20 protein-coding genes are annotated in these 25,420 nt (G+C 70.4%); 15 read left to right on the forward strand and 5 right to left on the reverse strand.

The window, feature by feature from the left end; genetic code table 11:
* The first annotated feature begins 80 nt into the window (after nt 1-80).
* Nucleotides 81-1,583, forward strand: a complete 1,503-nt coding sequence (gene guaB / locus BLW09_RS03850; protein WP_089908659.1) for an IMP dehydrogenase — start codon at nt 81-83, stop codon at nt 1,581-1,583.
* A gap of 99 nt (nt 1,584-1,682) precedes the next feature.
* On the forward strand, nt 1,683-3,371 hold the full coding sequence (locus BLW09_RS03855) for an ABC-F family ATP-binding cassette domain-containing protein (RefSeq protein WP_089908662.1): 1,689 nt from the start codon (nt 1,683-1,685) through the stop codon (nt 3,369-3,371).
* 13 nt (nt 3,372-3,384) lie between these two features.
* Here the strand turns inward: BLW09_RS03855 and BLW09_RS03860 are convergent, their stop codons facing one another.
* Nucleotides 3,385-4,542, reverse strand: a complete 1,158-nt coding sequence (locus BLW09_RS03860) for a MalY/PatB family protein (RefSeq protein WP_089916591.1) — start codon at nt 4,540-4,542, stop codon at nt 3,385-3,387.
* A gap of 66 nt (nt 4,543-4,608) precedes the next feature.
* On the opposite strand from BLW09_RS03860, the gene BLW09_RS03865 reads away from it, so the two are divergent.
* From BLW09_RS03865 to guaA, 7 genes are all read left to right on the forward strand, one after another.
* On the forward strand, nt 4,609-5,727 hold the full coding sequence (locus BLW09_RS03865) for a GuaB3 family IMP dehydrogenase-related protein (RefSeq protein WP_089908665.1): 1,119 nt from the start codon (nt 4,609-4,611) through the stop codon (nt 5,725-5,727).
* A 102-nt stretch (nt 5,728-5,829) separates the two neighbouring features.
* Nucleotides 5,830-7,695, forward strand: a complete 1,866-nt coding sequence (locus BLW09_RS03870; RefSeq protein WP_089908668.1) for a glycerol-3-phosphate dehydrogenase/oxidase — start codon at nt 5,830-5,832, stop codon at nt 7,693-7,695.
* A gap of 166 nt (nt 7,696-7,861) precedes the next feature.
* Nucleotides 7,862-8,395: a cation:proton antiporter regulatory subunit gene (locus BLW09_RS03875; protein WP_231947041.1), complete on the forward strand. Its 534-nt coding sequence runs from the start codon at nt 7,862-7,864 to the stop codon at nt 8,393-8,395.
* Between the two features lie 6 nt (nt 8,396-8,401).
* Nucleotides 8,402-9,766, forward strand: coding sequence for a cation:proton antiporter (locus BLW09_RS03880; RefSeq protein WP_089908671.1), 1,365 nt, complete (start codon nt 8,402-8,404; stop codon nt 9,764-9,766).
* 56 nt (nt 9,767-9,822) lie between these two features.
* On the forward strand, nt 9,823-10,641 hold the full coding sequence (locus BLW09_RS03885; RefSeq protein WP_089908675.1) for an SURF1 family protein: 819 nt from the start codon (nt 9,823-9,825) through the stop codon (nt 10,639-10,641).
* A gap of 4 nt (nt 10,642-10,645) precedes the next feature.
* The gene (locus BLW09_RS03890; RefSeq protein WP_089908678.1) at nt 10,646-11,095 is read left to right on the forward strand and encodes a DUF3817 domain-containing protein; all 450 of its coding nucleotides are present in this window, start codon (nt 10,646-10,648) and stop codon (nt 11,093-11,095) included.
* A 25-nt stretch (nt 11,096-11,120) separates the two neighbouring features.
* Complete coding sequence (gene guaA / locus BLW09_RS03895) at nt 11,121-12,734, forward strand: glutamine-hydrolyzing GMP synthase (protein WP_231947042.1); 1,614 nt, start codon at nt 11,121-11,123, stop codon at nt 12,732-12,734.
* A 72-nt stretch (nt 12,735-12,806) separates the two neighbouring features.
* Here the strand turns inward: guaA and BLW09_RS03900 are convergent, their stop codons facing one another.
* Together BLW09_RS03900 and BLW09_RS03905 are read right to left on the reverse strand one after the other, a co-directional pair.
* Entirely contained in the window at nt 12,807-13,598 is a 792-nt protein-coding gene (locus BLW09_RS03900) for a Bax inhibitor-1/YccA family protein (protein WP_089908681.1), read from the reverse strand.
* A 40-nt stretch (nt 13,599-13,638) separates the two neighbouring features.
* On the reverse strand, nt 13,639-14,235 hold the full coding sequence (locus tag BLW09_RS03905; RefSeq protein WP_089908685.1) for a hypothetical protein: 597 nt from the start codon (nt 14,233-14,235) through the stop codon (nt 13,639-13,641).
* 85 nt (nt 14,236-14,320) lie between these two features.
* Between BLW09_RS03905 and BLW09_RS03910 the strand changes: the two genes are divergently transcribed.
* From BLW09_RS03910 to BLW09_RS03920, 3 genes are read left to right on the forward strand one after another with little or no spacing between them, the layout of a single operon-like run.
* Nucleotides 14,321-15,421 (forward strand): glycerophosphodiester phosphodiesterase family protein, encoded by a 1,101-nt coding sequence (locus BLW09_RS03910; protein ID WP_089908691.1) that lies wholly within the window; start codon nt 14,321-14,323, stop codon nt 15,419-15,421.
* 50 nt (nt 15,422-15,471) lie between these two features.
* On the forward strand, nt 15,472-18,012 hold the full coding sequence (locus tag BLW09_RS03915; protein ID WP_089908694.1) for an ATP-dependent helicase: 2,541 nt from the start codon (nt 15,472-15,474) through the stop codon (nt 18,010-18,012).
* Nucleotides 18,009-19,073: an FUSC family protein gene (locus tag BLW09_RS03920; protein ID WP_089908696.1), complete on the forward strand. Its 1,065-nt coding sequence runs from the start codon at nt 18,009-18,011 to the stop codon at nt 19,071-19,073. The genes BLW09_RS03915 and BLW09_RS03920 overlap by 4 nt, the downstream gene beginning before the upstream one ends.
* Here the strand turns inward: BLW09_RS03920 and BLW09_RS03925 are convergent.
* Nucleotides 19,070-19,915, reverse strand: a complete 846-nt coding sequence (locus BLW09_RS03925; RefSeq protein ID WP_089908699.1) for an oxygenase MpaB family protein — start codon at nt 19,913-19,915, stop codon at nt 19,070-19,072. The two genes, BLW09_RS03920 and BLW09_RS03925, sit on opposite strands and share 4 nt — an antisense overlap.
* Before the next feature lie 57 nt (nt 19,916-19,972).
* A complete protein-coding gene (locus tag BLW09_RS03930) occupies nt 19,973-21,571 on the reverse strand; it encodes a hypothetical protein (protein WP_089908701.1) in 1,599 nt (532 codons plus the stop codon).
* 233 nt (nt 21,572-21,804) lie between these two features.
* Here BLW09_RS03930 and sucC point away from each other — a divergent pair, with 233 nt between their 5' ends.
* The 3 genes from sucC (at nt 21,805) to BLW09_RS03945 (ending at nt 25,391) form a co-directional block, all read left to right on the forward strand.
* Nucleotides 21,805-22,968 (forward strand): ADP-forming succinate--CoA ligase subunit beta, encoded by a 1,164-nt coding sequence (gene sucC, locus BLW09_RS03935; protein WP_089908705.1) that lies wholly within the window; start codon nt 21,805-21,807, stop codon nt 22,966-22,968.
* A gap of 17 nt (nt 22,969-22,985) precedes the next feature.
* Complete coding sequence (sucD, locus tag BLW09_RS03940; RefSeq protein ID WP_018191900.1) at nt 22,986-23,873, forward strand: succinate--CoA ligase subunit alpha; 888 nt, start codon at nt 22,986-22,988, stop codon at nt 23,871-23,873.
* Between the two features lie 132 nt (nt 23,874-24,005).
* Entirely contained in the window at nt 24,006-25,391 is a 1,386-nt protein-coding gene (locus BLW09_RS03945) for a hypothetical protein (RefSeq protein ID WP_089908707.1), read from the forward strand.
* Nucleotides 25,392-25,420: the final 29 nt, after the last annotated feature.

Below are 25,420 nucleotides of genomic sequence, written 5' to 3' on the forward strand. Positions count from 1 at the left end.
TATCCGTCCAGATTCTGCCGTTACCATTGAGCATCCACAGTCGCGCGTCCTCACACGGGATGCATTTTTGAAGGGGTGAGATGGATCAGGCGGATCCGTTCGGTTTCATCGGTTTGACCTACGACGACGTCATGCTCCTCCCCGGGCATACCGACGTCATCCCCAGTGAGGCGGACACCACCACCCGCCTGACCAAGCGCATCTCGATGGCGACCCCGCTGCTCTCCAGCGCGATGGACACCGTCACCGAGTCGCGCATGGCCGTCGCCATGGCGCGCCAGGGCGGTATCGGCATCATCCACCGCAACCTCTCGATCGAGGACCAGGCGTCGCACGTCGACAAGGTGAAGCGCTCCGAGTCGGGCATGATCACCAACCCGGTGACCACGACCCCGGAGGCCACCGTCGAAGAGGTCGACGCGCTCTGCGGCCAGTTCCGTGTCAGCGGTCTCCCGGTCGTCGAGCCGGACGGCACCCTGGTCGGCATCATCACCAACCGCGACATGCGGTTCGTGTCGCCGTTCGAGCGGTCGACCACCAAGGTCCGCGACGTCATGACGCGCCAGCCGCTCATCACCGCCCCGGTCGGCATCGACCCCGACTCGGCCGTCGCCATCTTCGCCGAGCACAAGATCGAGAAGCTGCCCCTGGTGGATGCGGACGGCAAGCTCCGCGGACTCATCACGGTGAAGGACTTCGACAAGAGCGAGAAGTACCCGGACGCCACGAAGGACGACGAGGGCCGGCTGCGCGTCGGCGCCGCGATCGGGTTCTTCGGAGACGCCTGGCAGCGCGCGATGACGCTGGTCGACGCGGGCGTCGACGTGATCGTCGTCGACACCGCCAACGGCGACAGCGCCGGCGTGCTCGACATCATCCGCCGTCTCAAGGCAGAGCCCCGCGCGTCGCACGTCGACGTCATCGGCGGCAACGTCGCCACCCGCTCTGGCGCACAGGCGCTCATCGACGCGGGCGCCGACGCCATCAAGGTCGGCGTCGGCCCCGGCTCCATCTGCACCACCCGCGTCGTCGCCGGTGTCGGCGTTCCGCAGGTGACGGCGGTCTACGAGGCGTCGCTCGCCGCACGCGAGGCGAACGTCCCGCTCATCGCCGACGGCGGCCTCCAGTACTCGGGCGACATCGCCAAGGCCCTCGTCGCCGGAGCGGACAGCGTCATGCTCGGGTCGCTGCTGGCCGGGACCTCGGAGTCGCCGGGCGAGCTCGTGTTCGTCAACGGCAAGCAGTTCAAGAACTACCGCGGGATGGGGTCGCTCGGCGCCCTGCAGACCCGCGGCAAGAAGACGTCCTACTCGCGCGACCGCTACTTCCAGGCGGACGTGCCGAGCGACGAGCAGCTGATCGCCGAGGGCATCGAGGGTCAGGTGCCGTTCCGCGGTCCGCTGTCCGCGGTCGCGTACCAGCTGGTCGGGGGTCTGCGGCAGTCGATGTTCTACGTCGGCGCCCGCACCATCCCGGAGCTCAAGTCGCGCGGCAAGTTCGTGCGCATCACAGCGGCCGGGCTCAAGGAGTCGCACCCGCACGACGTGCAGATGGTCGTGGAGGCGCCCAACTACCGTCGCTGACACGCAGGTCCAGGTCTGAGAAACCGCCGCCCGTTCCCTCGGGCGGCGGTTTCGTCTACTCTGGAAGGCTTTGCCCGCCTCCCAGATCAGGATCACCCCATGAGCCACATCGACGTCTCCGGCGTCTCCTACACGCTCGCCGACGGCCGACCGCTTCTCGACGACGTCTCGTTCCGGGTCGGGGAGGGGCGCGTCGGCGCTCTCATCGGCGCGAACGGGGCGGGGAAGTCGACCCTGCTCCGGATCATCCGCGGTGAACTCCGGCCCGAATCCGGAGGCGTCGTGATCGACGGCGGTCTCGGGGTGATGGACCAGTTCGTCGGGCATGTCCGCGACGACCGGACGGTGCACGACCTTCTGGTGGGAGTGGCGCCGAAGGCGGTGAAGGCCGCTGCCGAAGCGCTGGAGGCCGCTGAGAACGCCATCATCGAACGCGACGAGACCGACACGCAGCTGCGCTATGCGACCGCGCTCGCCGAGTACGCCGACGCCGGGGGATACGAGCAGGAGGTCGTCTGGGATCAGTGCACGGTCACCGCGCTCGGCGTCCCGTTCGAGCGTGCGCGCCATCGGGCGGTCCGCAGCCTGTCCGGCGGTGAGCAGAAGCGGCTGGTGCTGGAAGCGTTGCTGCGCGGCCCGGAGCAGGTGCTGCTGCTGGATGAGCCGGACAACTATCTCGACGTCCCGGCGAAGCGCTGGCTGGAGGAGCAGCTCCGCGCGACGCAGAAGACCGTGCTGGTCGTCTCGCACGACCGGGAGCTGCTCGCCAACGCGGCAGACAGGATCATCACGCTGGAGCTCGGCGCTGCCGGGAACACGACGTGGACGCACGGCGGCGGATTCGCCGGCTACCACGAGGCACGGCGCGAGCGGATGGACCGGCTCGAGGAGCTGCGCCGCCGGTGGGACGAGGAGCACGCCAAGCTGAAGGCGCTCGTGCTGCGCTTCAAGGAGAAGGCGAAGTACAACAGCGATCTCGCGAGCGCCTATCAAGCCGCGCAGACCCGCCTCGCGCGCTTCGAGGCCGCCGGGCCGCCGCAGGCGGTGCCCCGCGAGCAGAACGTGCGGATGCGCCTGACCGGGTCCCGCACCGGCCGCCGGGTGCTCCAGGTCGACGACCTGGAGCTCACCGGGCTGATGCGCGCGTTCGACACGGAGGTCTGGTTCGGTGAGCGCATCGCGGTGCTCGGGTCGAACGGTTCCGGCAAGTCGCACTTCCTCCGGCTGCTCGCGGCCGGGGGCACGGACCCCGACCCGGCGGCGGGCCACCTCGCATCGGCGGAGTCCGCCGGCGCGCCGGTGCCGCACACCGGCACCGCGAGACTCGGCGCGCGGGTCGCCCCCGGCCTGTTCGCCCAGGCCCACGAGCATCCCGAGCTGGTCGGGCGCACGCTGCTGGAGATCCTGCACCGCGGGGACGAACGACGTGACGGGCTCCCGCGGGAGGCGGCGAGCCGGGTGCTCGACCGCTACGGGCTCGCCGGGGCCGCTGAGCAGACCTTCGAGTCGCTCTCGGGCGGCCAGCAAGCGCGCCTCCAGATCCTGCTGCTCGAGCTCTCCGGTGCGACCCTGCTGCTGCTCGACGAGCCGACCGACAACCTCGACCTGGTCTCCGCGGAGGCGCTCGAGGAGGGTCTCGCCGGTTTCGAGGGGACGGTCATCGCGGTCACGCACGACCGCTGGTTCGCCCGCGGCTTCGACCGGTTCCTGGTGTTCGGCTCGGACGGCGCGGTCTACGAGGCCGACGAGCCGGTGTGGGACGAGCGGAGGGTCAGCCGGGCACGGTGACGGCTGGTCGGCGTCAGCGGCGGTCCAGCTCGGCGATCCGGTCGATCGCCTCGGTCAGCACCTCCGGGGAGCATGCGAGATTGAGCCGGATGAAGCCGGCGCCGGGCGCGCCGAAGTCGATCCCGGGGTTGACCGCGACGCGGGCCTCCTCGAGGATGCGCGCCGCCGGGTCGTCGCCCCAGCCCAGCTCGCGCAGATCGATCCAGGCGAGATAGCCGGCGAGCGGCTCGCGGTAACGGGCGCGCGGCAGGCGGTCGGTGAGCAGGACGGACAGGAGCTCGCGGTTGGTCTCGATCGCCCGCAGCACGTCGTCGAGCCAGGGTCGCCCGTCCCGGTAGGCCGCCTCGGTGGCGATGCGGCCGAAGTGGCTGGTGCGCACCTCCACCTCGATGGGCAGAGCGTGGATGCGTTCCGCCTGCCCGGGCGACGCCGTCACGAACAGCGCGCACTTGAGCCCCGCCAGGTTCCAGGCCTTGCTGGCGGAGTGCGCGGCGACGCCGATGCGCCGGGCGTCGTCCGACACGCTGAGGAACGGCGTGAAGGTCGCGTCGGAGTGGGTGAGCGGCGCGTGCACCTCGTCGCTCAGAACGAACACGCCGTGGTGGGCCGCGAGCGCCGCGACGGCCTCCAGCTCGGCGCGCGGGTGGACCAGCCCGAGCGGATTGTGCGGATTGCACAGCAGGAACGCCTTCGCCCCTCCCGCGAACGCCCGCTCCAGGCCCGCCAGGTCGAGCGCCCAGCCGCGCCCGTCCGTGCCGCCCTCCCGCAGCGGCACCTCCTCGACCACGCCGCCTGCCTCGGGGATGAGCTCGAAGAACGGCGGGTAGACCGGGGTGGTGATGACGACCCGGTCGCCGGGCTCGATCAGCATCCGCAGCGCCTCCACGATCACCACGCTCACGTCGGTGGTGGTCCGGGTCTGCGCAGGGTCGACCTCCCAGCCCCAGCGGTCGCGCGCGAAGTCGGCGAAGGCGCGCTGCGTGCGATCGTCCGGCCCGATGTAGCCGGTGTCGCTGCGGTCGACCGCCGCGTGCAGCGCCGCGGCGACCGGGGGAGCGAGCGGGTAGTCCATCTCGGCGACGAACAGCGGGAGGACGTCGTCCGGATACGCGCGCCACTTCTCGCTGGTGCGCTGACGGAGACGGCTGAGGGGTTCGGCTTCGACGGTCACGACATCCACCTTTCCACAGGCCCCCGACGCCGGACAGGTGCGCGGCCTAGACTGAAGCGCGTGAGTATGGAGATCGAGATCGGCCGCGCCAAGCGCGCCCGCCGTGTGTACGCCTTCGACGACGTGGCCGTGGTTCCGAGCCGCCGCACCCGCGACCCGGAGGACGTCTCCGTGTCGTGGACGATCGACGCCTACCAGTTCTCCATCCCGTTCATCGCCGCCCCGATGGACTCGGTGGTCTCGCCGACGACGGCCATCATGATGGGCCAGCTCGGCGGCCTCGGCGTGCTCGACCTCGAGGGCCTCTGGACCCGGTACGAGGACCCCGAGCCGCTGCTTGCCGAGATCCGCGAGCTCCCGGCCGAGCGCGCGACGAGCCGGATGCAGGAGATCTACTCCGAGCCGATCAAGCCGGAGCTCGTCACCCGACGGCTCGCCGAGATCCGCGAGGGCGGCGTCACCGTGGCCGGCGCGCTCTCGCCGCAGCGCACCCAGGAGCTCTACGAGACGGTCGTCGACGCCGGCGTCGACCTGTTCGTCATCCGCGGGACCACGGTCTCCGCGGAGCACGTGTCGAAGAACGTCGAGCCGCTCAACCTCAAGAAGTTCATCTACGAGCTCGACGTCCCCGTCATCGTCGGCGGCGCCGCCACCTACACCGCGGCGCTGCACCTCATGCGCACCGGCGCGGCCGGCGTGCTCGTCGGCTTCGGCGGCGGCGCGGCGTCCACCACGCGATCCACCCTCGGCATCCACGCGCCCATGGCTACCGCCGTCGCCGATGTCGCCGGCGCCCGCCGCGACTACATGGACGAGTCGGGCGGCCGCTACGTGCACGTCATCGCCGACGGCGGGCTCGGCAGCTCCGGCGACATCGTCAAGGCGATCGCCTGCGGCGCCGACGCGGTCATGCTCGGCACCACGCTCGCCCGCGCCACCGACGCCCCCGGGGGCGGCTGGCACTGGGGCGCCGAGGCGCATCACTCGCAGCTGCCGCGCGGCAACCGCGTCGCCGTTGGCCAGGTCGCGCCGCTCGAGGAGGTCCTCTACGGGCCGGCTCCCGTGGCCGAAGGCTCTGCGAATCTCGTGGGAGCCTTGCGCCGGAGCATGGCCACGACGGGATACTCGGACGTGAAGGAGTTCCAGCGCGTCGAGGTGGTCGTCGCGCCGTACCGTACGCAGTAGAGCAGCGCCGGCCGATGGCGGCCGGAGAGGGAGAGAACGATGGTGAAGTCCCAATCTGCCCCAGGCGGCGACAGGCATGCGACGCCCGCATCGAACCCGGCCGTGACCTACCCGTCGCGGCTCGGTCCGGCGGAGCGCGCGGCGGCGATCGCGGCGCTCAAGGACACCGAGCTCGACATCCTGGTGGTCGGCGGCGGCATCGTCGGCGCGGGGTCGGCGGTGGATGCGGCGACGCGGGGTCTCACCACCGGACTCGTGGAGGCGCGCGACTTCGCCTCGGGAACCTCCAGCCGGTCGTCCAAGCTGGTCCACGGCGGCATCCGCTACCTCGAGCAGCTCGACTTCCGCCTGGTCCGCGAGGCCCTCATCGAGCGCGGGCTGCTGCTGCAGCGCATCGCTCCGCACCTCGTGAAGCCCGTGCGCTTCCTGTACCCGCTGCACAAGCGGGTGTGGGAGCGCTTCTACATCGGCGCGGGGATGATGCTGTACGACATCTTCTCGTACACAGGAGGCCGGCCTCCCGGCGTCCCGCACCACCGGCACCTGAGCAAGCGGCAGGTGCTGAACGCCATTCCGTCCATGAACAAGGACGCCCTGGTCGGCGGCATCACCTACTACGACGCGCAGGTCGACGACGCCCGCTACGTCGCTAACCTGGTGCGGACCGCGGCGCACTACGGCGCCCACATCGCCTCCCGCGTGCGGGTCGAGGGCTTCATCAAGGTCGGCGAGCGGGTGGTCGGCGTCCGGGCCCACGACCTCGAGACCGACGAGCGGTTCGACATCCGCGCCAAGCAGGTCGTCAACGCGACCGGCGTCTGGACGGACGACACGCAGTCGATGGTGGGGGAGCGCGGCCAGTTCAAGGTGCGCGCGTCCAAGGGCATCCACCTGGTGGTGCCGCGGGACCGCTTCCAGTCGACGATGGGCCTCCTGCTGCGCACCGAGAAGAGCGTGCTCTTCGTCATCCCCTGGGGCCGGCACTGGCTCATCGGCACGACGGACACCGACTGGCACCTCGACAAGGCGCACCCCGCAGCGACCGCCGCCGACATCGACTATCTGCTCGCCCACGTCAACGAGATCCTCAACATCCCGTTGACGCGGGAGGACGTCGAGGGCGTCTACGCGGGGCTCCGGCCCCTCCTTGCCGGAGAGTCCGAGCAGACGTCGAAGCTGTCCCGCGAGCACCTGGTCGCCCACTCGGTGCCGGGTCTCGTGGTCATCGCGGGCGGCAAGTGGACGACCTACCGCGTGATGGCGAAGGACGCGGTGGATGCCGCCGTCAGCGCTCTCGACGGCAAGACGCCCGCATCCACGACGATGGACATCGCGCTGGTCGGCGCGGAGGGCTACCAGGCCGCGTGGAACCGGCGCCACCGGATCGCCCAGGAGTCCGGCCTCCACGTCGCCCGCATCGAGCACCTGCTCAACCGCTACGGCACCTTCGCCGACGACATCCTCGCCCTCATCCGCGAGGACCCGTCGCTGGCGGACCCGCTGCCCGGCGCGGACGACTACGTCGGCGCGGAGGTCGTCTACGCGGCGACGCACGAGGGCGCGCTGCACCTGGAGGACGTGCTCGCCCGGCGCACGCGCATCTCCATCGAGGCGTGGGACCGCGGCGCCTCCGCCGCCCCGGTCGCCGCGTCCCTCATGGCGCGCGTGCTCGGCTGGGACTCGGACCGGGAGGAGCGCGAAGTGCGCACCTACCTGCGGCGGGTCGAGGCGGAGCGCGCCAGCCAGCTGCAGCCCGATGACGAGTCGGCCGACCGCATCCGCCTCGAAGCGCCCGACATCGTCGAAGCCGACGCCGCCGCCGCGAAGTCCGCGTCGAAGGCTGCCGCAGCGAAGGCCGGAACGGCGAAGGCCGGCACGTCCCGGGCCGGCACTCCGACGAGCGCCGACCAGGCGCCGAAGCACGTGCAGGGCGCAGGCGCGGAGGACGCACCCCAGACCGACGGCTAGACCCCAGACCGACGGCTAGACCCTAGACCGACGGCTAGGCGCCGCACCGACGCGAGGCATCGCACGAGGCCCTTCCGGAGTCCGCTCTCCGGGAGGGCCTCCGCGCGCCTCCGGTAGGCTGGAGGCATACCCCCCTTATGCCGGCCCACCCGGCGGATGGAGACGGATGATGGTAGACGTTCGACGGGTGAAGCTGCCCGGGGTCGGAGTGCTCCACACCTTCGTGACCGACGATGGCGGCAAAGTCGGCGTCATCGCGCACCGGTCCGGCCACAGCGACCTGATCACCTTCTCGGACCACGAGGACGGCAGCGACGTCACCAAGGTGTCGCTCCGGCTCAACGAGGATGAGGCACACACGCTGGCGGAGCTGCTCGGCGGCACGCAGATCACCGAGGCGCTGACGGCGCTCGACCAGATCCCCGGCCTCAGCATCGACTGGTTCACCGTCGACTACGACGACTACATCGCCGGCCAGCAGCTCGGCGCCCCCGGCGACCGCGGCTTCGTCGGCCTCACGGTCGTCGCCGTGGTGCGCGGGGACTCCGCCAACCCGGCGCCCGCTGCCGACTTCAAGGTGTTCCCGGGCGACACGCTCGTGGTCGCCGGAACGCCGGAGAAGGTCGCGAAGGCGTTCTCGTTCTTCCGCACGGGCGAGGTCGCCCACCGGGTCACCGCCGACGCTCCGCCCGGAGGCTGATCGACGATGCATCTCGGCGAAGACCTCATCATTCTCGGCATCCTCCTGCTCGTCGCGTACGTGCTCGGGCGCCTCGGCAGGCTGGTGAGTCTCCCCGCGATCCCCATCTACATGCTGGTCGGATTGCTGGCCAGTCCGCACACCGGCTGGTTCCCGCTCAACTTCGAGAGCGACTACATCGAGCTCATCGCGATCTTCGGGCTCATCCTGCTGCTGTTCAATCTCGGCCTGGAGTTCGACCAGGACGAGTTCTTCGGCAACTTCGGCAAGCTGATCGTCTCCGGCGGCTCGTACATCGTCATCAACATGGGCGTCGGCCTGATCTTCGGGTTCATGGTCGGCTGGGGAACGCGGGAGGCGCTCATCATCGCCGGGATGACGGCGACGTCGTCCTCGGCGATCGTGACGAAGCTGCTGATCGAGCTCCGGCGGCTGGCGAACACCGAGACCCCGATGATCCTCGGCGTCACCGTCGTCGAGGACATCTTCATCGCCATCTACCTGGCGATCGTCTCCGTCGTGCTCAGCGGCGAGACCGACTTCTGGCCGGTGGTCGGCAAGCTCGCGATCGCCTTCGCCTTCCTGGTCGTGATGTTCACGGTCGCGCGCTGGGGCGGCCGGTTCGTCTCGCGGCTGTTCCGAACGAAGGACGACGAGCTCTTCACCATCCTGTTCTTCGGCTTCGCCGTGCTGTTCGCCGGCATCGGCGAGCTGCTCGGCGTGACCGACGCGATCGGCGCCTTCCTGATCGGCCTCGTCCTCGGGGCGACGAAGTACCGCAGGAAGATCGAGCAGATCGCCATCCCGCTGCGGGATGTGTTCGCGGCCTTCTTCTTCCTCAACTTCGGCCTCGCGCTCGACCCGGCCAAGTTCCCGTCCGTGCTGCTGCCCGTCGGGATCGCGGTGGTGCTCACCATCCTGCTCAACATCGGGGCCGGCCAGTTCGTCGCCTGGATCAACGGCATGGGCGTGCAGGCGGGCATCAACACGACGGTCATCCTGCAGAACCGCGGTGAGTTCGCCCTCATCCTCGCGACGCTGTCGCTCGCCGCCGGGCTGGACGAGCGCATCCAGCCGTTCGCCGGTCTCTACGTGCTCGTGATGGCGGTGATCGGGCCGATCCTCGCAGCGAACTCCGAGAAGATCGGTGCGATGATCCTACGGTCCGGGCCGTCACGCCGACGGGACAGGAAGAAGAAGCGCGAGCCCATGCTGGACGAGGAGATCGCCCTCGTCGAGGCCGCGACTGCCGACCTCGACTCGGACGCACGGCGCGAGACGACGAGCGCCGACGAGACGCAGCGGGCCGTCGACCGGATGGTCGAGCGGGCGATGCAGGAAGACACCAGCGGCGAACGGGAACGGGACTGACCATCGAGACGACCACGGGGGCCGAGCCGATCGCCGGCGAGACCACCCTCTTCCAGATGATGCGGCGCCCGCGGTGGATCGGCGCGCTCGTGTTCGCGCTGCTCCTCGCCGCCGGGTTCGCCTGGCTCGGCCAGTGGCAGCTCGAGCGTGCTGTCGAGTCCGGCAAGGCCGTCGAGGCGCCGAGCGAGACGGTGCTCCCACTCGCGGAGGTCGCCGGTCCGTCGTCGCCGCTCCGCGACGTGGCTGTCGGCCAGCTGGTCGAGTTCACCGGGACGTTCGTGCCGGAGGACTACCAGCTTCTCCACGACCGCCTCAACGACGGACGGAGCGGCTGGTGGGTCGTCGGCCACCTGAACCTGGAGCGGGACGGCCGGCCGGTGGCGCTCGCCGTCGCGCGCGGGTGGGCGCCGGACAAGGCGGCCGCGCAGGCGGCGGTCGAGCGGCTGTCGCGGCAGCCGGATGCCGGCCCGCAGCGCATCGTCGGCCGCATCCTGCCCGACGAGCAGCCCGAGGTGCCGACCGACAAGAAGGACCCGACGGCGATGCGGACGCTCGGCGTCGGCGCCCTCTACAACCTCTGGACCGGCGTCGACGATATGCCCGTGTACGCCGCGTACGTCGTCGAGCGCGGAGCGCCGGCCGGGCTCGTCCAGATCTCCTCCCCGCCGCCGATCGCGCAGACCGAGCTCAACTGGCTCAACATCTTCTACGCGGCCGAGTGGATCATCTTCGCCTGCTTCGCGGTGTTCCTCTGGTACCGCCTGGTGAAGGACGCCAAGCAGCGGGAGGACGAGCTGCGCGAGGAGCAGCTGCTCGAGCGCGAGAAGCAGGTTGCGGCTGCCGGGGAGAACCCCCGGGTCGAGCCTTTAGAATAGGCCCATGCCCCTCGCTCCCAAGCTCGAAGACTTCCCGAAGATCCGCGGGGCGCTCCGGTTCTACCAGGTGTTCGCGTACGTCACGGGCATCATGCTGCTGCTCCTGTGCGCCGAGATGATCGTCAAGTACGGCCTCGGGTACGAGCTCTTCGCGTTCAGCAACTACGGAGCCCTGACCTTCGTCCCCGTGCAGACCGCCGTCGCACCGACCGGCGTGGACCTGAGCACGGGCATCCTCATCGCGCACGGCTGGCTGTACGTCGTGTACCTGATCTCCGACTTCCGCCTGTGGAGTCTGATGCGCTGGCCGTTCACGAAGTTCGTGATGATCGCCCTCGGTGGCGTCGTCCCGTTCCTCTCGTTCTTCGTGGAGGCCCGCATCACCAAGCAGGTGAAGTCGTACCTGGCCGGCCGTGAGGCCGAGGCAGCCGACCTCGTGGAGGCGGCACATTAGCGGCGAGACAAGGAGCCCTGACCCGATGAGCACGGATGCGGCGTTCACCGATCTTCTGGGCGGAGCCGACTCCGCCAACCCGTCCGGGCCGGTCCTGGTGGTCGACTTCGGCGCGCAGTACGCGCAGCTGATCGCCCGGCGCGTGCGTGAGGCGAACGTGTACTCGGAGATCGTGCCGCACACGGTCACCGCGGCCGAGGTGGCCGCCAAGCGACCCTCCGGGATCGTGCTCTCCGGCGGACCGTCCTCGGTGTACGAGGAGGGCGCACCGCAGCTCGACGAGGCCATCCTCGATCTCGGCGTCCCGGTGCTCGGCATCTGCTACGGCTTCCAGGTCATGGCGACCGCGCTCGGCGGCGAGGTCGCGAAGACCGGCCAGCGCGAGTACGGCTCGACCGCCGTCCGGATCTCCGACTCCGGCGTCCTGCTCGAGGGGCAGCCGGCCGAGCAGACCGCCTGGATGAGCCACGGCGACTCGGTCGCCCGCGCGCCCGAGGGTTTCGACGTTCTCGCCTCGACCGACGGAACCCCCGTCGCGGCGTTCGCCAACGACGAGCGCAAGCTGTACGGCGTCCAGTGGCATCCCGAGGTCAAGCACTCCGCCTACGGGCAGGCCGTGCTCGAGAACTTCCTCCACAGGGCGGCCGGCATCCCGGCCGACTGGAACAGCGGCAACGTGATCGCCGACCAGGTGGCGGCCATCCGCGCCCAGGTCGGGTCCGGTCGCGTGATCTGCGCCCTCTCCGGCGGGGTCGACTCCGCCGTCGCGGCCGCCCTGGTCCACGAGGCCGTCGGCGACCAGCTGGTCTGCGTGTTCGTCGACCACGGGCTGCTCCGCAAGGACGAGGCGCGCCAGGTGGAGGAGGACTACGTCACCGCGACGGGCGTCCGGCTGGTGACCGTGAACGCGCAGAAGCAGTTCCTCGACGCGCTCTCCGGCGTCAGCGACCCGGAGACGAAGCGCAAGATCATCGGCCGCGAGTTCATCCGCGTCTTCGAGAAGGCGCAGGCCGACCTGATCGCCGAGGCGGCGAGCGAGGGCGACCCCATCCGGTTCCTCGTCCAGGGCACGCTGTACCCGGACGTGGTGGAGTCGGGCGGAGGCACGGGGACCGCCAACATCAAGAGCCACCACAACGTCGGCGGCCTCCCGGACGACCTGCAGTTCGAGCTCGTGGAGCCGCTGCGGACACTGTTCAAGGACGAGGTGCGCGCCATCGGCCGCGAGCTGGGACTGCCGGAGGCGATCGTCTCGCGTCAGCCGTTCCCCGGCCCGGGGCTCGGCATCCGCATCGTCGGCGAGGTCACGCAGGAGCGTCTCGACCTGCTGCGCGACGCCGACGCGATCGTGCGTGCGGAGCTGACCGCCGCCGGCCTCGATGCCGAGATCTGGCAGTGCCCCGTCGTGCTGCTGGCCGACGTGCGCTCGGTCGGCGTGCAGGGCGACGGCCGGACCTACGGCCACCCGATCGTGCTCCGCCCGGTCTCCAGTGAGGACGCCATGACGGCCGACTGGACGCGACTGCCCTACGACCTGCTCGCGAAGATCTCGAATCGCATCACCAACGAGGTGGACGGCGTGAACCGCGTGGTGCTCGATGTCACGTCGAAGCCGCCGGGGACGATCGAGTGGGAGTGATCCCGCACCGGTAATGCGGAAGGCCCGGGCTGCTGAGACAGCATCCCGGGCCTTCTGCGTGGAGCGGCGGCGTCAGTCGCGCGAGATCGCCAGCATGCGGAGGATCTCGAGGTACAGCCAGATGACCGTGACCATGATGCCGAAAGCACCCGACCAGCCGTAGATGCGCGGTGCGCGGTTCGCGACGCCCTGCTTGATCGCGTCGAAGTCGAGCACGAGCGAGTAGGCGCCGAGCAGGACGACCAGGAGGCCGATGATCAGGCCCAGCTTGATGCCGGTGTTGCCGAGCTCGACGCTGTTCAGGCCGAAGCTGCCGCCGGTCGCGCCCGTCCACATCAGGACCAGGTTGACCAGCGAGTAGGCGAGGTAGCCGAACATCGCGATGAGGAAGATCTTCGTGGCCTTCGCCGAGGCGCGGATCTTGCCCGAGGCGAAGAGCGCCAGGGTGACGCCCACGACGGCGAACGTCGCGATGACCGCCTGGATGACGATGCCCGACCACTGCGACTCGAAGAACATCGAGATGGCGCCGAGGAAGATGCCCTGCGCGGCCGAGTATCCGAGGATGAGGCCGGGGGAGGGCTTGCGCTTGAAGATGTTGACGAGCGCCAGCACGAAGCCGACGATCGCGGCGGGGATGGCGAGAACGGGGACGAACCAGCCGACGCCGGCGCCCGCGAGCAGGAGGACGAAGCAGATGGCCGTCTTGGTGATCGTGTCCTCGACCGTCATACGGTCGGTCTCCGCCGCCGTCGCCGACGGCGACTGGTACATCTGCTCCAGCTTCTCGGCGGAGACGGTCGCGGCCTGACCGTTGGGGGAGAACGCCGGGTTCGTAGAGAAGGCCGGGTTGTTGAGTGCCATGAGCTCCTCGTTCTATGGGTGGACCGGTTACCGGTCGTCTTCAGTCAAATCTACGGGGTTCTTTTCTGAGAGTTCTGACAGATTGCCATGAATCGAATCGGATCGCGATCCATTTCGCCAGCCAGGCGGCCCCGACGATGACCGCCGTGCTCGTGACGATCGTGATCCAGCCGTGCTCGTAGTCGTGGACGAACAGGGGGAGGAGGGCGCTCCAGGCGGCCGGGAGGAGGAGCACGGCGAACGACGGGAGAGGTCGGAGGCGGACGAGCAGCCAGGCCGCGAGGACGACTGCGTAGCACCAGGCGAAGCCCGAGCCGCCGAGCATGAGCCACGTGAACCCGAGCACGGGCAGCGGCACGGCGACCCGGCGGCCGATCGTCGACGGGAGCACGGCCCACCCCGCGGGCTGCATGAGAGACCCGATGAGGAGGAGGGTGAGGCTGTACGTCGTGGTGCCGAGCACGCATGCGGTCCCGACGACGAGCATCGCGAGCCCCGCGACCAGCCGGGGGCGGTACGCGCCCCAGCGGAGCGGGAGCAGGGAGGCGGGTTCCGTCCAGCCGCCGCGGCCGGGCGCGCCGGCGCCCGGCCCGGCGGGATCGCGGGGCGCGGGGGCCGTGCTGGAATCGGCGGACACCCGTCGATTCTGGCACTCCGATGCGGCCGCGGCGCGGCATGTCGCTGCCCGGGGTGGACCGCGTCCTCCGGGCTAGGATCGGGCCATGCGCGCGCGAACGGCTCCGGTGGTCATCGGCCACCGCGGAGCACCGGGGTACCGGCCGGAGCACACGCAGGGCTCGTACGAGCTGGCGTTCCAGCTCGGCGCGGACGCCGTCGAACCCGACATCGTCGCGTCGAAGGATGGTGTGCTCGTCCTCCGGCACGAGAACGAGATCTCCGGCACGACGGATGTCGCGGACCGCGCGGAGTTCGCCGACCGCCGGACGACGAAGGAGGTCGACGGGGTCGCGCAGACCGGCTGGTTCACGGAGGACTTCACGTGGGACGAGCTGTCGACCCTGCGCGCGCGGGAGCGCATCCCGGGCCTGAGGCAGCACAGCTCCACCTTCGACGGCCACTACCCGCTGCTCCGCCTCCGCGACCTGCTCGATCTGATCGACCGCGCGGGCGAGGGCTCTGCGCGGCCGCCCGGGCTCGTGGCCGAGCTGAAGCACGCGACGTACTTCGAGGCGGCGGGGTATCCGCTGGATGAGCTCCTGCTGCGCGATCTGGCGGACGCGGGCTGGACCGATCGCGCCGGAGTCGTGGTGGAGAGCTTCGAGCGCACCGTGCTGGTGAAGCTGCACGACCGCGGGTTCCGCGGGCGCCGGGTGTACCTGCTGGAGGATGCGGGCGCGCCGGCGGACCGCGTCGCCGCGCTCGGTTCGTCGGCGCCCGGCTACGACACCGATCTCAGCCTGCGCGGCCTGTACGCGCTCGGTTCGGCGGCTCCCTCGGCGGCCGACCGGGTGGACGGCATCAGCGTCGAGACCTCCCTGGTGCTGTCGTCCGGCTCCGTGTCCATGGCACTGTTCGGCGAGGACGACGCGGCGGACGTCGGCGCCGTCACTTCGGATCTCGTCGATCTCGCCCACTCGGCGGGCCTCGCCGTGTTCTGCTGGACGCTCCGCCCCGAGAACGCCATGCTGCCCGCCGAGTTCCGCACCGTTGCCGCCGGCGACACCGGCGGCGGCGCTGGCACCGACGCCGATGCGGCCTGGGGGGACTGGCGGCGCCACTTCTCGATCCTGCTGCACTCCGGGGTGGACGGCGTGTTCGCCGACCATCCCGACCTGGCCGTCGCCGTCCGCGACGGCCGCTGACCGCGCTCGCGACCGAATGACGGTGGCAGCGACTAAAATCGACTGCAGACATGACGAGCCTTCCCGACGCCCCGCAGACCACCCCTTCCTCCGTCCCGATCATCCTGGACGGGTGGCAGGGCGACGGTACAGACGTCGACGCGAACGCCCGCGCGGGCGGGCGGGGCTCGCGCGGATCGGCGGGCGCGGGCGGCCCCGGCCCGTGGCGTGGCCCGAGCGAGCGCCTGTTCGACGGCCTCAACCCGCAGCAGCGGGAAGCCGCGGAATACCGGGGCCAGGCCCTGTTGATCGTCGCGGGCGCCGGCTCGGGCAAGACCAGTGTCCTGACGCGCCGCATCGCCGGCCTGATCGAGAGCCGTGAGGCGTGGCCGAGCGAGATCCTGGCGATCACGTTCACCAACAAGGCCGCCAACGAGATGCGCGAGCGCGTCGAGCAGCTTCTCGGCGGCAAGGCGCAGGGCATGTGGATCTCCACGTTCCACTCGGCGTGCGTCCGCATCCTCCGTCGCGAGGCCGAGACGATCGGCAAGACGCCGAGCTTCACCATCTACGATTCCGGCGATTCCCGGGCGCTGCTGAAGCGCATCATCAAGGAGCTCGACGCCGACACGCTCGGCTTCACCGTCGGGAGCGCGGCGAACCGCATCTCGAAGCTGAAGAACGAGCTGACCGACCTCGAGACCCACGCGCGCTCGGCCAACCTGAGCGACCCGCAGGAGGTCATGTTCCTCGAGATCTTCCGCCAGTACACGCGGGAGCTCCGGCGCGCGAACGCGTTCGACTTCGACGACCTGATCGCCGAGACGGTCTTCCTGTTCCGCGCCTTCCCACGGGTCGCGGCGCTGTACCAGAGCCGCTTCCGCCACATCCTGGTCGACGAGTACCAGGACACCAACCACGCGCAGTACTCGCTGATCCGCGAGCTCACGATGCCGGTCGCGCCGGACATCGCCGACGAGCTGGAGGCGCACGGCCGCAACGTCGGCCCGCTGCGCGACGCCGCCGGCGTCATCCCGAGCGCCTCGCTCACAGTGGTCGGCGACTCGGACCAGTCGATCTACGCGTTCCGCGGGGCCGACATCCGCAACATCGTCGAGTTCGAGCGCGACTTCCCCGGCGCCAAGGTGGTCCTGCTCGAGCAGAACTACCGCTCGACGCAGAACATCCTGAGCGCCGCGAACGCCGTCATCGCCAACAACTTCGACCGCAAGGACAAGAAGCTCTGGACCGCGGTCGGCGACGGCGAGAAGATCGTCGGCTACACCGGGTACTCGGGACACGACGAGGCGCAGTTCGTCGCCGACGAGATCGAGAAGCTGCACAGCGCCGGGATGGACTACAAGGACATCGCGGTCTTCTACCGGACCAACGCCCAGACCCGTGCGCTGGAGGAGATCTTCATCCGCTCCGCCCTGCCGTACAAGGTGATGGGCGGCACGAAGTTCTACGAGCGCGCGGAGATCAAGGACGCGATGGCGTACCTGATCACGGTGGCGAACCCGAGCGACATGCTGGCGCTCCGCCGCATCCTGAACACCCCGAAGCGTGGAATCGGCCCGGCGACGGAGACGCAGCTGGCCAGCTATGCGGAGGACAACGGACTCACGTTCCGCGCGGCCATGCGCGATGCAGGCTCGCTCGGTCTCGGCCCGAAGGTGACGAACGCGATCCTGCAGCTGTCGAACCTGCTGGACGAGGCGGCGGCCAAGATCGATCCGTCGAACCCCGCCGGTGTCTCGCCGGTCGCGGACATCCTGACCTTCCTCCTCGACGGGAGCGGCTACCTCGACGTGCTGCGCAACAGCCGCGATCCGCAGGACGAGGCGCGAGCCGAGAACGTGGACGAGCTCGTCGCCGTGACCCGGGAGTTCGCGCGCAACAACCCGGACGGCACGCTGGTCGACTTCCTCACCGAGGTGTCCCTCGTCGCGGCCGCGGACGAGATCGACGACTCGAGCGGCTCGGTGTCGCTGATGACGCTGCACACGGCGAAGGGTCTGGAGTACGACGCCGTGTTCCTGACCGGGATCGAGGAGGATCTGCTGCCGCACCGGATGTCGGCGAACGAGCCGGGCGGACCTGCGGAGGAGCGACGCCTGTTCTACGTGGGGATCACGCGCGCCAAGAAGCGCCTGTTCCTGTCGTTGGCGATGACGCGCGCGCAGTTCGGCGAGACCGCGGTCGCCATGCCGAGCCGTTACCTGCAAGAGATCCCCGCAGATCTCATCGACTGGCGCCAGTCGCCGGGGTCGGCGAACGGCCGCGGCGGCACGCAGTCGCGCGCGCTCAACGCCCGGCGCCCCGGCCTCGGAGCGGGCTCGGGTGGCACCGGCTGGAACGACCCGCTCTCGTCGTCGACGTTCCGCCAGGAGCGGCCGAAGGCCGAGTGGCCCAACCGCGTCACGGGCAAGGTCCGCGACAACGGCGACCTGGAGCTCGCCCCCGGCGACCGCATCCGCCACGCCGACTTCGGCGAGGGCCGCGTCACCCAGGTGACGGGGCAGGGCGCGAAGCGCGTCGCGCACGTGCAGTTCGACAAGGTGGGCGCGAAGAAGCTCCTCATCAAGATCGCCCCGATCGACAAGCTGTGACGCCGGCCGCCCCGGCAGAGCGGAAGGGCTGGGCGCCGCGCAACCTCGAGGTGGGTATGCGGGCGGCCGTCGCGGTCGCCGTCCCCCTGTTCCTGCTGTTCGCGGCCGGTCGTCTCGATCTGACCGCATACGCGACATTCGGCGCCTTCACCGCTCTCTATGGAAGGAACGAGCCGTATCGGGTGCGCGTGCGGACGCTCACGGTCGCGGCCGTCGCGCTCCTGCTGAGCATCTCGGCCGGGGTGTGGCTCGCTGTGCTCGGCGAACCGCTCGCTCTGCTGGCGGTCGCGCTCGTCGTGGTCGTCGGCGGCGGGACCCTGTTCGTCACGATCTTCCAGATGGTGCCGCCGCAGGCCCTGTTCTTCGTGTTCGCGCTGCTGGTCTGCGCCGCCGTGCCGACGCCGGCCGCGGACGCCCTTCCTCGCATCGGCCTGGCGGCCGCGACGGCGGCGTTCGCCTGGGCCCTGACGATGTCCGGGTGGGTCCTCCGTCGCATCCCGGGGATCTCCCGCGGCCCGCTCGCCCGATCCGGGTTCGTGACCGAGCTCCGCCGGCGTCCGGGCGTCGATATCGGCGCGGTCCGTGATCCGCGCGTCTGGCTCACGGTCGCCCAGAACGTCGTGGGGGTGCTGATCGCCGGCGGGGTGGCTCTGAGCTTCGGCCTCGGACACGCGTACTGGGCCGTGGTGAGCCTGGTGGCCGTGATCCCTCCGGCCCGTGCAGCCCATTCGATTTCGCGGTCCGTGCACAGGATCGTGGGGACGGTGGTCGGCATCGCCGTCACTGCTCTGCTCCTCGTCTGGTCGCCTCCCGCCCTCGTGGTGATCTGCGTCATCGTGGTGTGCCAGTTCTTCGCGGAGATCCTGGTCGCGCGGCACTACGGCGCCGCTCTGGTGTTCATCACGCCGCTGGCGCTGTCGGTCTCGCACCTGTCGAGCCCGACGCCCTTGAACGTCCTGGTGGTCGACCGTGTGCTGGAGACCGTCCTCGGCGCGGGCGTCGGCATCGCGCTGGTGCTGCTCGCGCGCGTCGTCGAGCGTCGGCGAGGGCTCGCCGCCTAGCGCTCCCCGGACGGCCGCGGCGCACCGCCGCCGACGTGGTCCGTGCGCACGGCTCGATGGAGCTTCGCCCGATAGCGCTCGCGCGGGAGGTGTCGCAGCCGGAGCGGCAGCCGCGGATACACCGCAGCCGTCCAGCGGATCGCCCGCTCGAACCGGCGCTGCCGCCGGTCGTCCCAGGCGATCCCGAACTCCTGCCGCACAGGACCGGGGAGGAGACCCCCGGTGACGAGACGGACGAGAGGCAGCGTCGGACGCAGCCACCACGGGACCCTCCGCGGGAAGAGGATCTGGCGGGACACCGCCCGCACATCGTCGTCCACCCGGAGGGATGCGACCATCCGCTCCCAGTAGGTGTCGAAAGCCAGGCGTCCACTCGGCCACCGATCGGGCGTGAGCTGCAGGTTGGACAGCGCCCGCGAGAGCTCGTCGTACGCGCGGTCCTCCTGCGCCGGTGTCAGCGGACCGAACACACGCCGGTGCAGGTCCATCACTGTCTGGTACAGGGTGGCGGCCACCCAGAGCTGGAGCTCCGGGTCGTAGGCGTTGTAGGCCGGGCCGCCTGTCGTTCCCTCCGCGCGGACGGGTGCGTGGGCCCGGTTCACGACCCTCCTCATGGCCGCGCGCTCCGCCGGGGAGCCGAACATCGTCGCCGTGAGGTAGAGCATCGTGGCGTCGAACCGGTCCATCAACCGCGAGGCGAAGTCGCTGTGCTCCGCGACGCCCCGCCCGACCGCGGGATGTGCGATCTGCAGCAGAAGCGCCCGGCCTCCGCCCGCAAGTGTCAGTGCCTCGGACACGATGTCCTCGGCCTCGACCGGCCTGTTGCGGGGGTTCCTGCGCACCCGGCCATCCTGTCGCCGCCTCCTGCAAGGGAGCGGAGAGCCGCGCCTGTGCGCCGCTCACCGCGCGACCCAGGTCGAGCGGGCGCGTCGTGGCCGGAGATTCTGTCGGCCGGTGACGCGCGGCCGTCGACCGGGACGGCCGATCGCCTCCGGATCGAGGAAAGCCTCCTCCAGCGCTGCGCGCCGCCCGCGCGGCCGGCGCGCCCGCCGGGCGCGCACCCGCCCGGCGACCATCAGCAGCACTCCGGCCGCGCCGGCTCCCGACCCCCAGAGTGCGGGCGGCAGTGTGTCGGCGCCGGTGTCGGCGAGGCGCGTCTGCGCGAGGGCGGGTCCAGCGTCCAAGAGTGGGATGGCCGGGGTCGTGGCCCTGGTGATCTCGGTCGCGATCCCGAACTCGGAGGTCCAGGGACGCAGGCGCGTGCCGCCGCCCTCGGTTTCGGTGCGGGCCGGGTCGATCCGCTCCGTCCAGACGTAGTAGCCGTCGGCCGGAAGCGTGCACGTCGGTGTGGTGTACTCGCCCACCCCGTCGATCACCGTCTCGACCGTGCAGACGGTGGGCGATCCTTCCGGCGGGCCGGCGGTGCGCACGATCGGGTCGGCGAACGGCCCGTGCAGCGTGCTCTCGACGACCGCCGCGACGGGGGTGAAGCCGTCATCGCCGGAACGCACTCCCCAGGTCGGCAGCAGGCCGTCGCCCGCGTCGACGCTCACGGTGAGGTGGTCGGCGATGTCTGCGCCCGGATGCGCCTCGGCCAGTGACGTCTGCGTGCCCACCCGCGGCTGGAACGGCAGAGGGGACGGACCGGTCACGTGCGCCTCGGCCTGAGCGCTCGCCGTGGACGGCTGCGCGATCAGCACGGCCTGCGCATCCGTCGTCGGGAGGGCGACGGTGATGCGGTTGCCGTAGGGGAGATCCCCCGCCGTCGCGGCGGCGCTCACGGCGACGCTCGCCTCCGTTCCGGTCGGCCGGATCGCCACGTCGGTCCCCGAGCGGATGGTCGCCGTGCTCCCGCCGTCGTCGAAGTCCGCTCCGTCGAGCGTCACCGAGACGGGGTGGGCGCCGCCAGGGAGCAGCTCGGGGCCGGTGATGCGATCGACGGTCAGCTCGACCCGCACGCGGCCGGGTCCTGTCTCCGCGAGCTCGACGACGACGGCGGCCCGAACACCCGTCGACGCGCGGCTGCTCGCTTCTGCCACCATCTCGAGCGCTCGCGCGTAGACCGCATCGGCGTCCGCGCCCGCCCGGCGCGCCCGATCCCGGGCCTCTGCCTCGGGCAGCCCGGCGTGCATCCAGGTCGCCAGCTGGCCTGCAGCGGCCGTCATGCGGTCACCGCTTCCGGCCCAGGTCCGAGCGATGTAGGCGAAGACCGCGGACTGCTCCGGTGTCCACCCGCCGACCTCGGAGGCGTCCGCATACCGGTAGCCGATGCCGGTCGGCGCTTTCTTGCCGGGATGGAGGCAGAAGCCGAGGGCTCCGTCGTCGAAATGGTAGGCGCCGAGCCACCAGCCGTCCGAGGACAGGTAGCCAGGGCCGTGGCCGTCGCCCGTCAGCGCGCGAGCCGCCGTCGGAGTGAACAGGCTCTGCAGGACGCCCAAGAAGACGGCGAGCCCGGCGAGGCTCACCACGGTGATCAGAGTGAGAGGTCGATACGTCATGCATCCACGGTCGCCGGGAGGCCGGGCGAGAGGACCGCTTCAGCCCGATCGGTGGAGAACGCAGGCTTCTCTGCCGCTGTGAGCACATTCCCGGTTTCGGCTCGTTCAGGCGGAGGGACTACGATTCTGCGTGGCGAAATTATCTCGGCGTCGAGCTATTCTCGCGTCGGACCGCCAGAGAGAAATCAGCCGGCAGCCACGAGCGCACCGGGCAATCAGCGGATTGGATAACCGTGGATCTATACGAGTACCAGGCCAGAGACCTGTTCGAGAAGTACGGGGTCCCGGTCCTTCCGGGCATCGTCGCGGACACTCCGGAGGAGGTGCGCGCAGCGGCCGAGAAGCTGGGCGGCGTCACCGTCGTCAAGGCGCAGGTGAAGACCGGCGGCCGCGGGAAGGCGGGCGGCGTCAAGGTCGCCAAGAACCCGGACGAGGCGGAGGAGGCCGCGAAGGCCATCCTGGGTCTGGACATCAAGGGCCACGTGGTCCGTCGCGTCATGGTCGCGGGCGGCGCCCGGATCGCGCGCGAGTTCTACTTCTCGGTGCTCCTCGACCGCGCCAACCGCTCGTACCTGTCGCTGACCAGCGTCGAGGGCGGCATGGAGATCGAGCAGCTCGCGGTCGAGAAGCCGGAGGCGCTCGCTCGCGTCGAGGTCGACCCGCGCGGTGGCATCGACCACGCCAAGGCCGTCGAGATCGCCCAGGCCGCAGGCTTCCCCGATGAGCTCGTCGAGAAGGTCGCCGGCGTCTTCGTGAAGCTGTACGAGGTCTACACCGGCGAGGACGCGACCCTGGTGGAGGTCAACCCGCTCGTCCTCACCGAGGAGGGCGACATCATCGCGCTCGACGGCAAGGTCTCGCTCGATGAGAACGCCGACTTCCGTCACCCCGACCACCAGGCCCTCGAGGACAAGGACGCGGCCGACCCGCTGGAGGCCAAGGCCAAGGCGGCGAACCTGAACTACGTCAAGCTCGACGGCCAGGTGGGCATCATCGGCAACGGCGCGGGACTGGTCATGTCGACGCTGGATGTCGTCGCCTACGCGGGCGAGAAGCACAAGGGCGTCAAGCCGGCCAACTTCCTCGACATCGGCGGCGGCGCATCCGCCGAGGTCATGGCGGCGGGCCTGGACGTCATCCTGAACGACCCGCAGGTGAAGAGCGTGTTCGTGAACGTCTTCGGCGGCATCACCGCGTGCGACGCGGTGGCCAACGGCATCGTGAAGGCGCTGGAGATCCTCGGCGACGAGGCCAACAAGCCGCTGGTCGTCCGTCTCGACGGCAACAACGTCGACGAGGGACGCCGCATCCTGACCGAGGCCGCCCACCCGCTGGTGACCCTCGCGCTCACCATGGACGAGGGCGCCGACAAGGCCGCCGAGCTGGCCGCGAAGTAAGCGAAGGACGAACGAGAATGTCTATCTTCCTCAACAAGGACTCCAAGGTCATCGTCCAGGGCATCACCGGCGGCGAGGGCACCAAGCACACCGCGCTGATGCTGAAGGCCGGCACGCAGGTCGTGGGCGGCGTCAACGCCCGCAAGGCCGGGACGACCGTCACCCACGGCGACGTCGAGCTCCCCGTCTTCGGGACGGTCGTCGAGGCCATCGAGAAGACCGGCGCCGACGTGTCGATCATCTTCGTCCCGCCGGCGTTCGCGAAGGACGCGATGGTCGAGGCGATCGACGCCGAGATCCCGCTGCTCGTCGTGATCACCGAGGGCATCCCGGTGCAGGACTCGGCGGAGGCGTGGGCCTACGCCAAGGAGAAGGGCAACAAGACCCGGATCATCGGCCCGAACTGCCCCGGCATCATCACGCCGGGCGAGTCGCTGGTCGGCATCACCCCGGCGACCATCACCGGCAAGGGCCCGATCGGGCTCGTCTCGAAGTCGGGAACGCTGACGTACCAGATGATGTACGAGCTGCGCGACCTCGGCTTCTCGACCGCGATCGGCATCGGCGGCGACCCCGTCATCGGCACGACCCACATCGACGCGCTCGCCGCATTCGAGGCCGACCCGGAGACGAAGGCGATCGTGATGATCGGCGAGATCGGCGGCGACGCCGAGGAGCGCGCCGCCGACTTCATCAAGGCGAACGTGACCAAGCCGGTCGTCGGCTACGTCGCGGGCTTCACGGCTCCCGAGGGCAAGACCATGGGCCACGCCGGCGCCATCGTGTCGGGCTCCGCCGGCACCGCGCAGGCCAAGAAGGAGGCCCTGGAGGCCGCCGGCGTGAAGGTCGGCAAGACGCCGTCCGAGACCGCCGAACTGCTCCGCGAGGTCTACGCCGCGCTCTGAGCGCGCGACGCACGGACACCGGAGGCCGGGACCACATCGGTCCCGGCCTTCGTCGTACCCGGTCAGATACTCCCTGCCGCACACCGCGGCCCCGGCGCTACAGTGAGCGCACCGTGCCGGAAGGAGGCGCCGATGGCTCGTCCGACGAACACCGAGCTCCTGCAGCGCATCGCCGCTCTGGAGGAGGAGAACGCCGCCCTCCGCAGGAGCGCTGAGCCGGCGGCCGATGGCGACACCGTGCCGATCCCTCGGCCGGAGCCGGTGAAGCGGCAGCGCAGCTGGGCGTGGACGCTGCTCGCGACGGTCCTGATCGTCATCGGTGCGATCCTCGCGCCCGTCGCCGTGATCGCCTCGTGGGCGAAGGTCCAGCTGACGGACACGGACTCGTTCGTCGCGACGTACGCCCCGCTCGCCCACGACCCGGGCGTGCAGGCGTTCGTCACCGATGAGGCCGTGAAGGCTGTGCAGGACAACGTCGACATCGACCAGCTCACCTCCCAGGTGATCGACGGCATCACGGGCCTCGGCACCGGCCCGGTCGCCACCAAGGCGCTGGAGTCGCTGAAGGGCCCGCTGGCGCAGGGCATCGTGTCGCTGCTGCAGTCGACCGTCCAGCGATTCGTCGCCTCCGACGCGTTCGCACAGGTCTGGCAGCAGGCGCTCCGGACGAGTCACGACCAGCTGATCGCGACCATGCAGAACGACCCGAATGCGGCGATCACCGTCGGCTCGGACGGCTCGGTCGGCATCCAGCTCGGCCCGATCATCGACCGCGTGAAACAGCTGCTGGTGGAGCAGGGCGTCAGCTTCGCCGCGCAGATCCCGTCGGTGGATCGCACGATCACGGTCGCCCAGAACTCCTCCATCCCGACACTGCAGCTGTTCTACGGGCTGGCTGTCGCCGCCGGCGCATGGCTGCCCTGGGTCGCGATCGCTCTGCTCGCACTCGGTGTCGTCGTGGCGCGTCGACGCGCTCTCGCGCTCGTCTGGGCGGCGGTCGCACTCGCCCTCGCCATGGGAATCACTCTGGCGGCGATCGGCATCGGGCGGATCGTGTTCGTCTCCTCGGTGTCGCCGTCGCTGGTGCCGTCCGGGCTGGCGCAGACCCTGTATTCGACCGTGACGGACGCGATGATCGCGACCGCGGTCGCCGTGCTGGTGCTCGCCATCGCGGTCGCGATCGTCGGGTGGTTCTCCGGTCCGTTCGCCGTTCCCCGGCGGCTGCGTGGTTTCTTCGGCGCCGGGGTCTCCTGGGTCCGTGCATCCGCGGAGAGCCACGGCATCACGACGGGCAGGGCGGGGGAGTGGATGTACGCCCAGCGCACGCTGCTGCGGGCCGCGGTGGCGGTGATCGCCGCGGCGGTCGTACTGTTCGTCCGCCCGCTGACGCCCGCGCTGGTCATCTGGACCCTGGTGCTCGCAGCGCTCGTGGTCGCCGTGCTCGAACTGCTGCAACGACCGGCTATCACCGCGCCCGAGACGACCGACGACGAGACGCCGGTCGTCACGGTCTCCTGAGCGCCGAAGTGTCGGCGGCCTGAGCCGTC

Origin of the sequence: Leifsonia sp. 21MFCrub1.1, from assembly GCF_900107895.1 — a bacterium.
Taxonomy (GTDB): Bacteria; Actinomycetota; Actinomycetes; order Actinomycetales; family Microbacteriaceae; genus Leifsonia; species Leifsonia soli.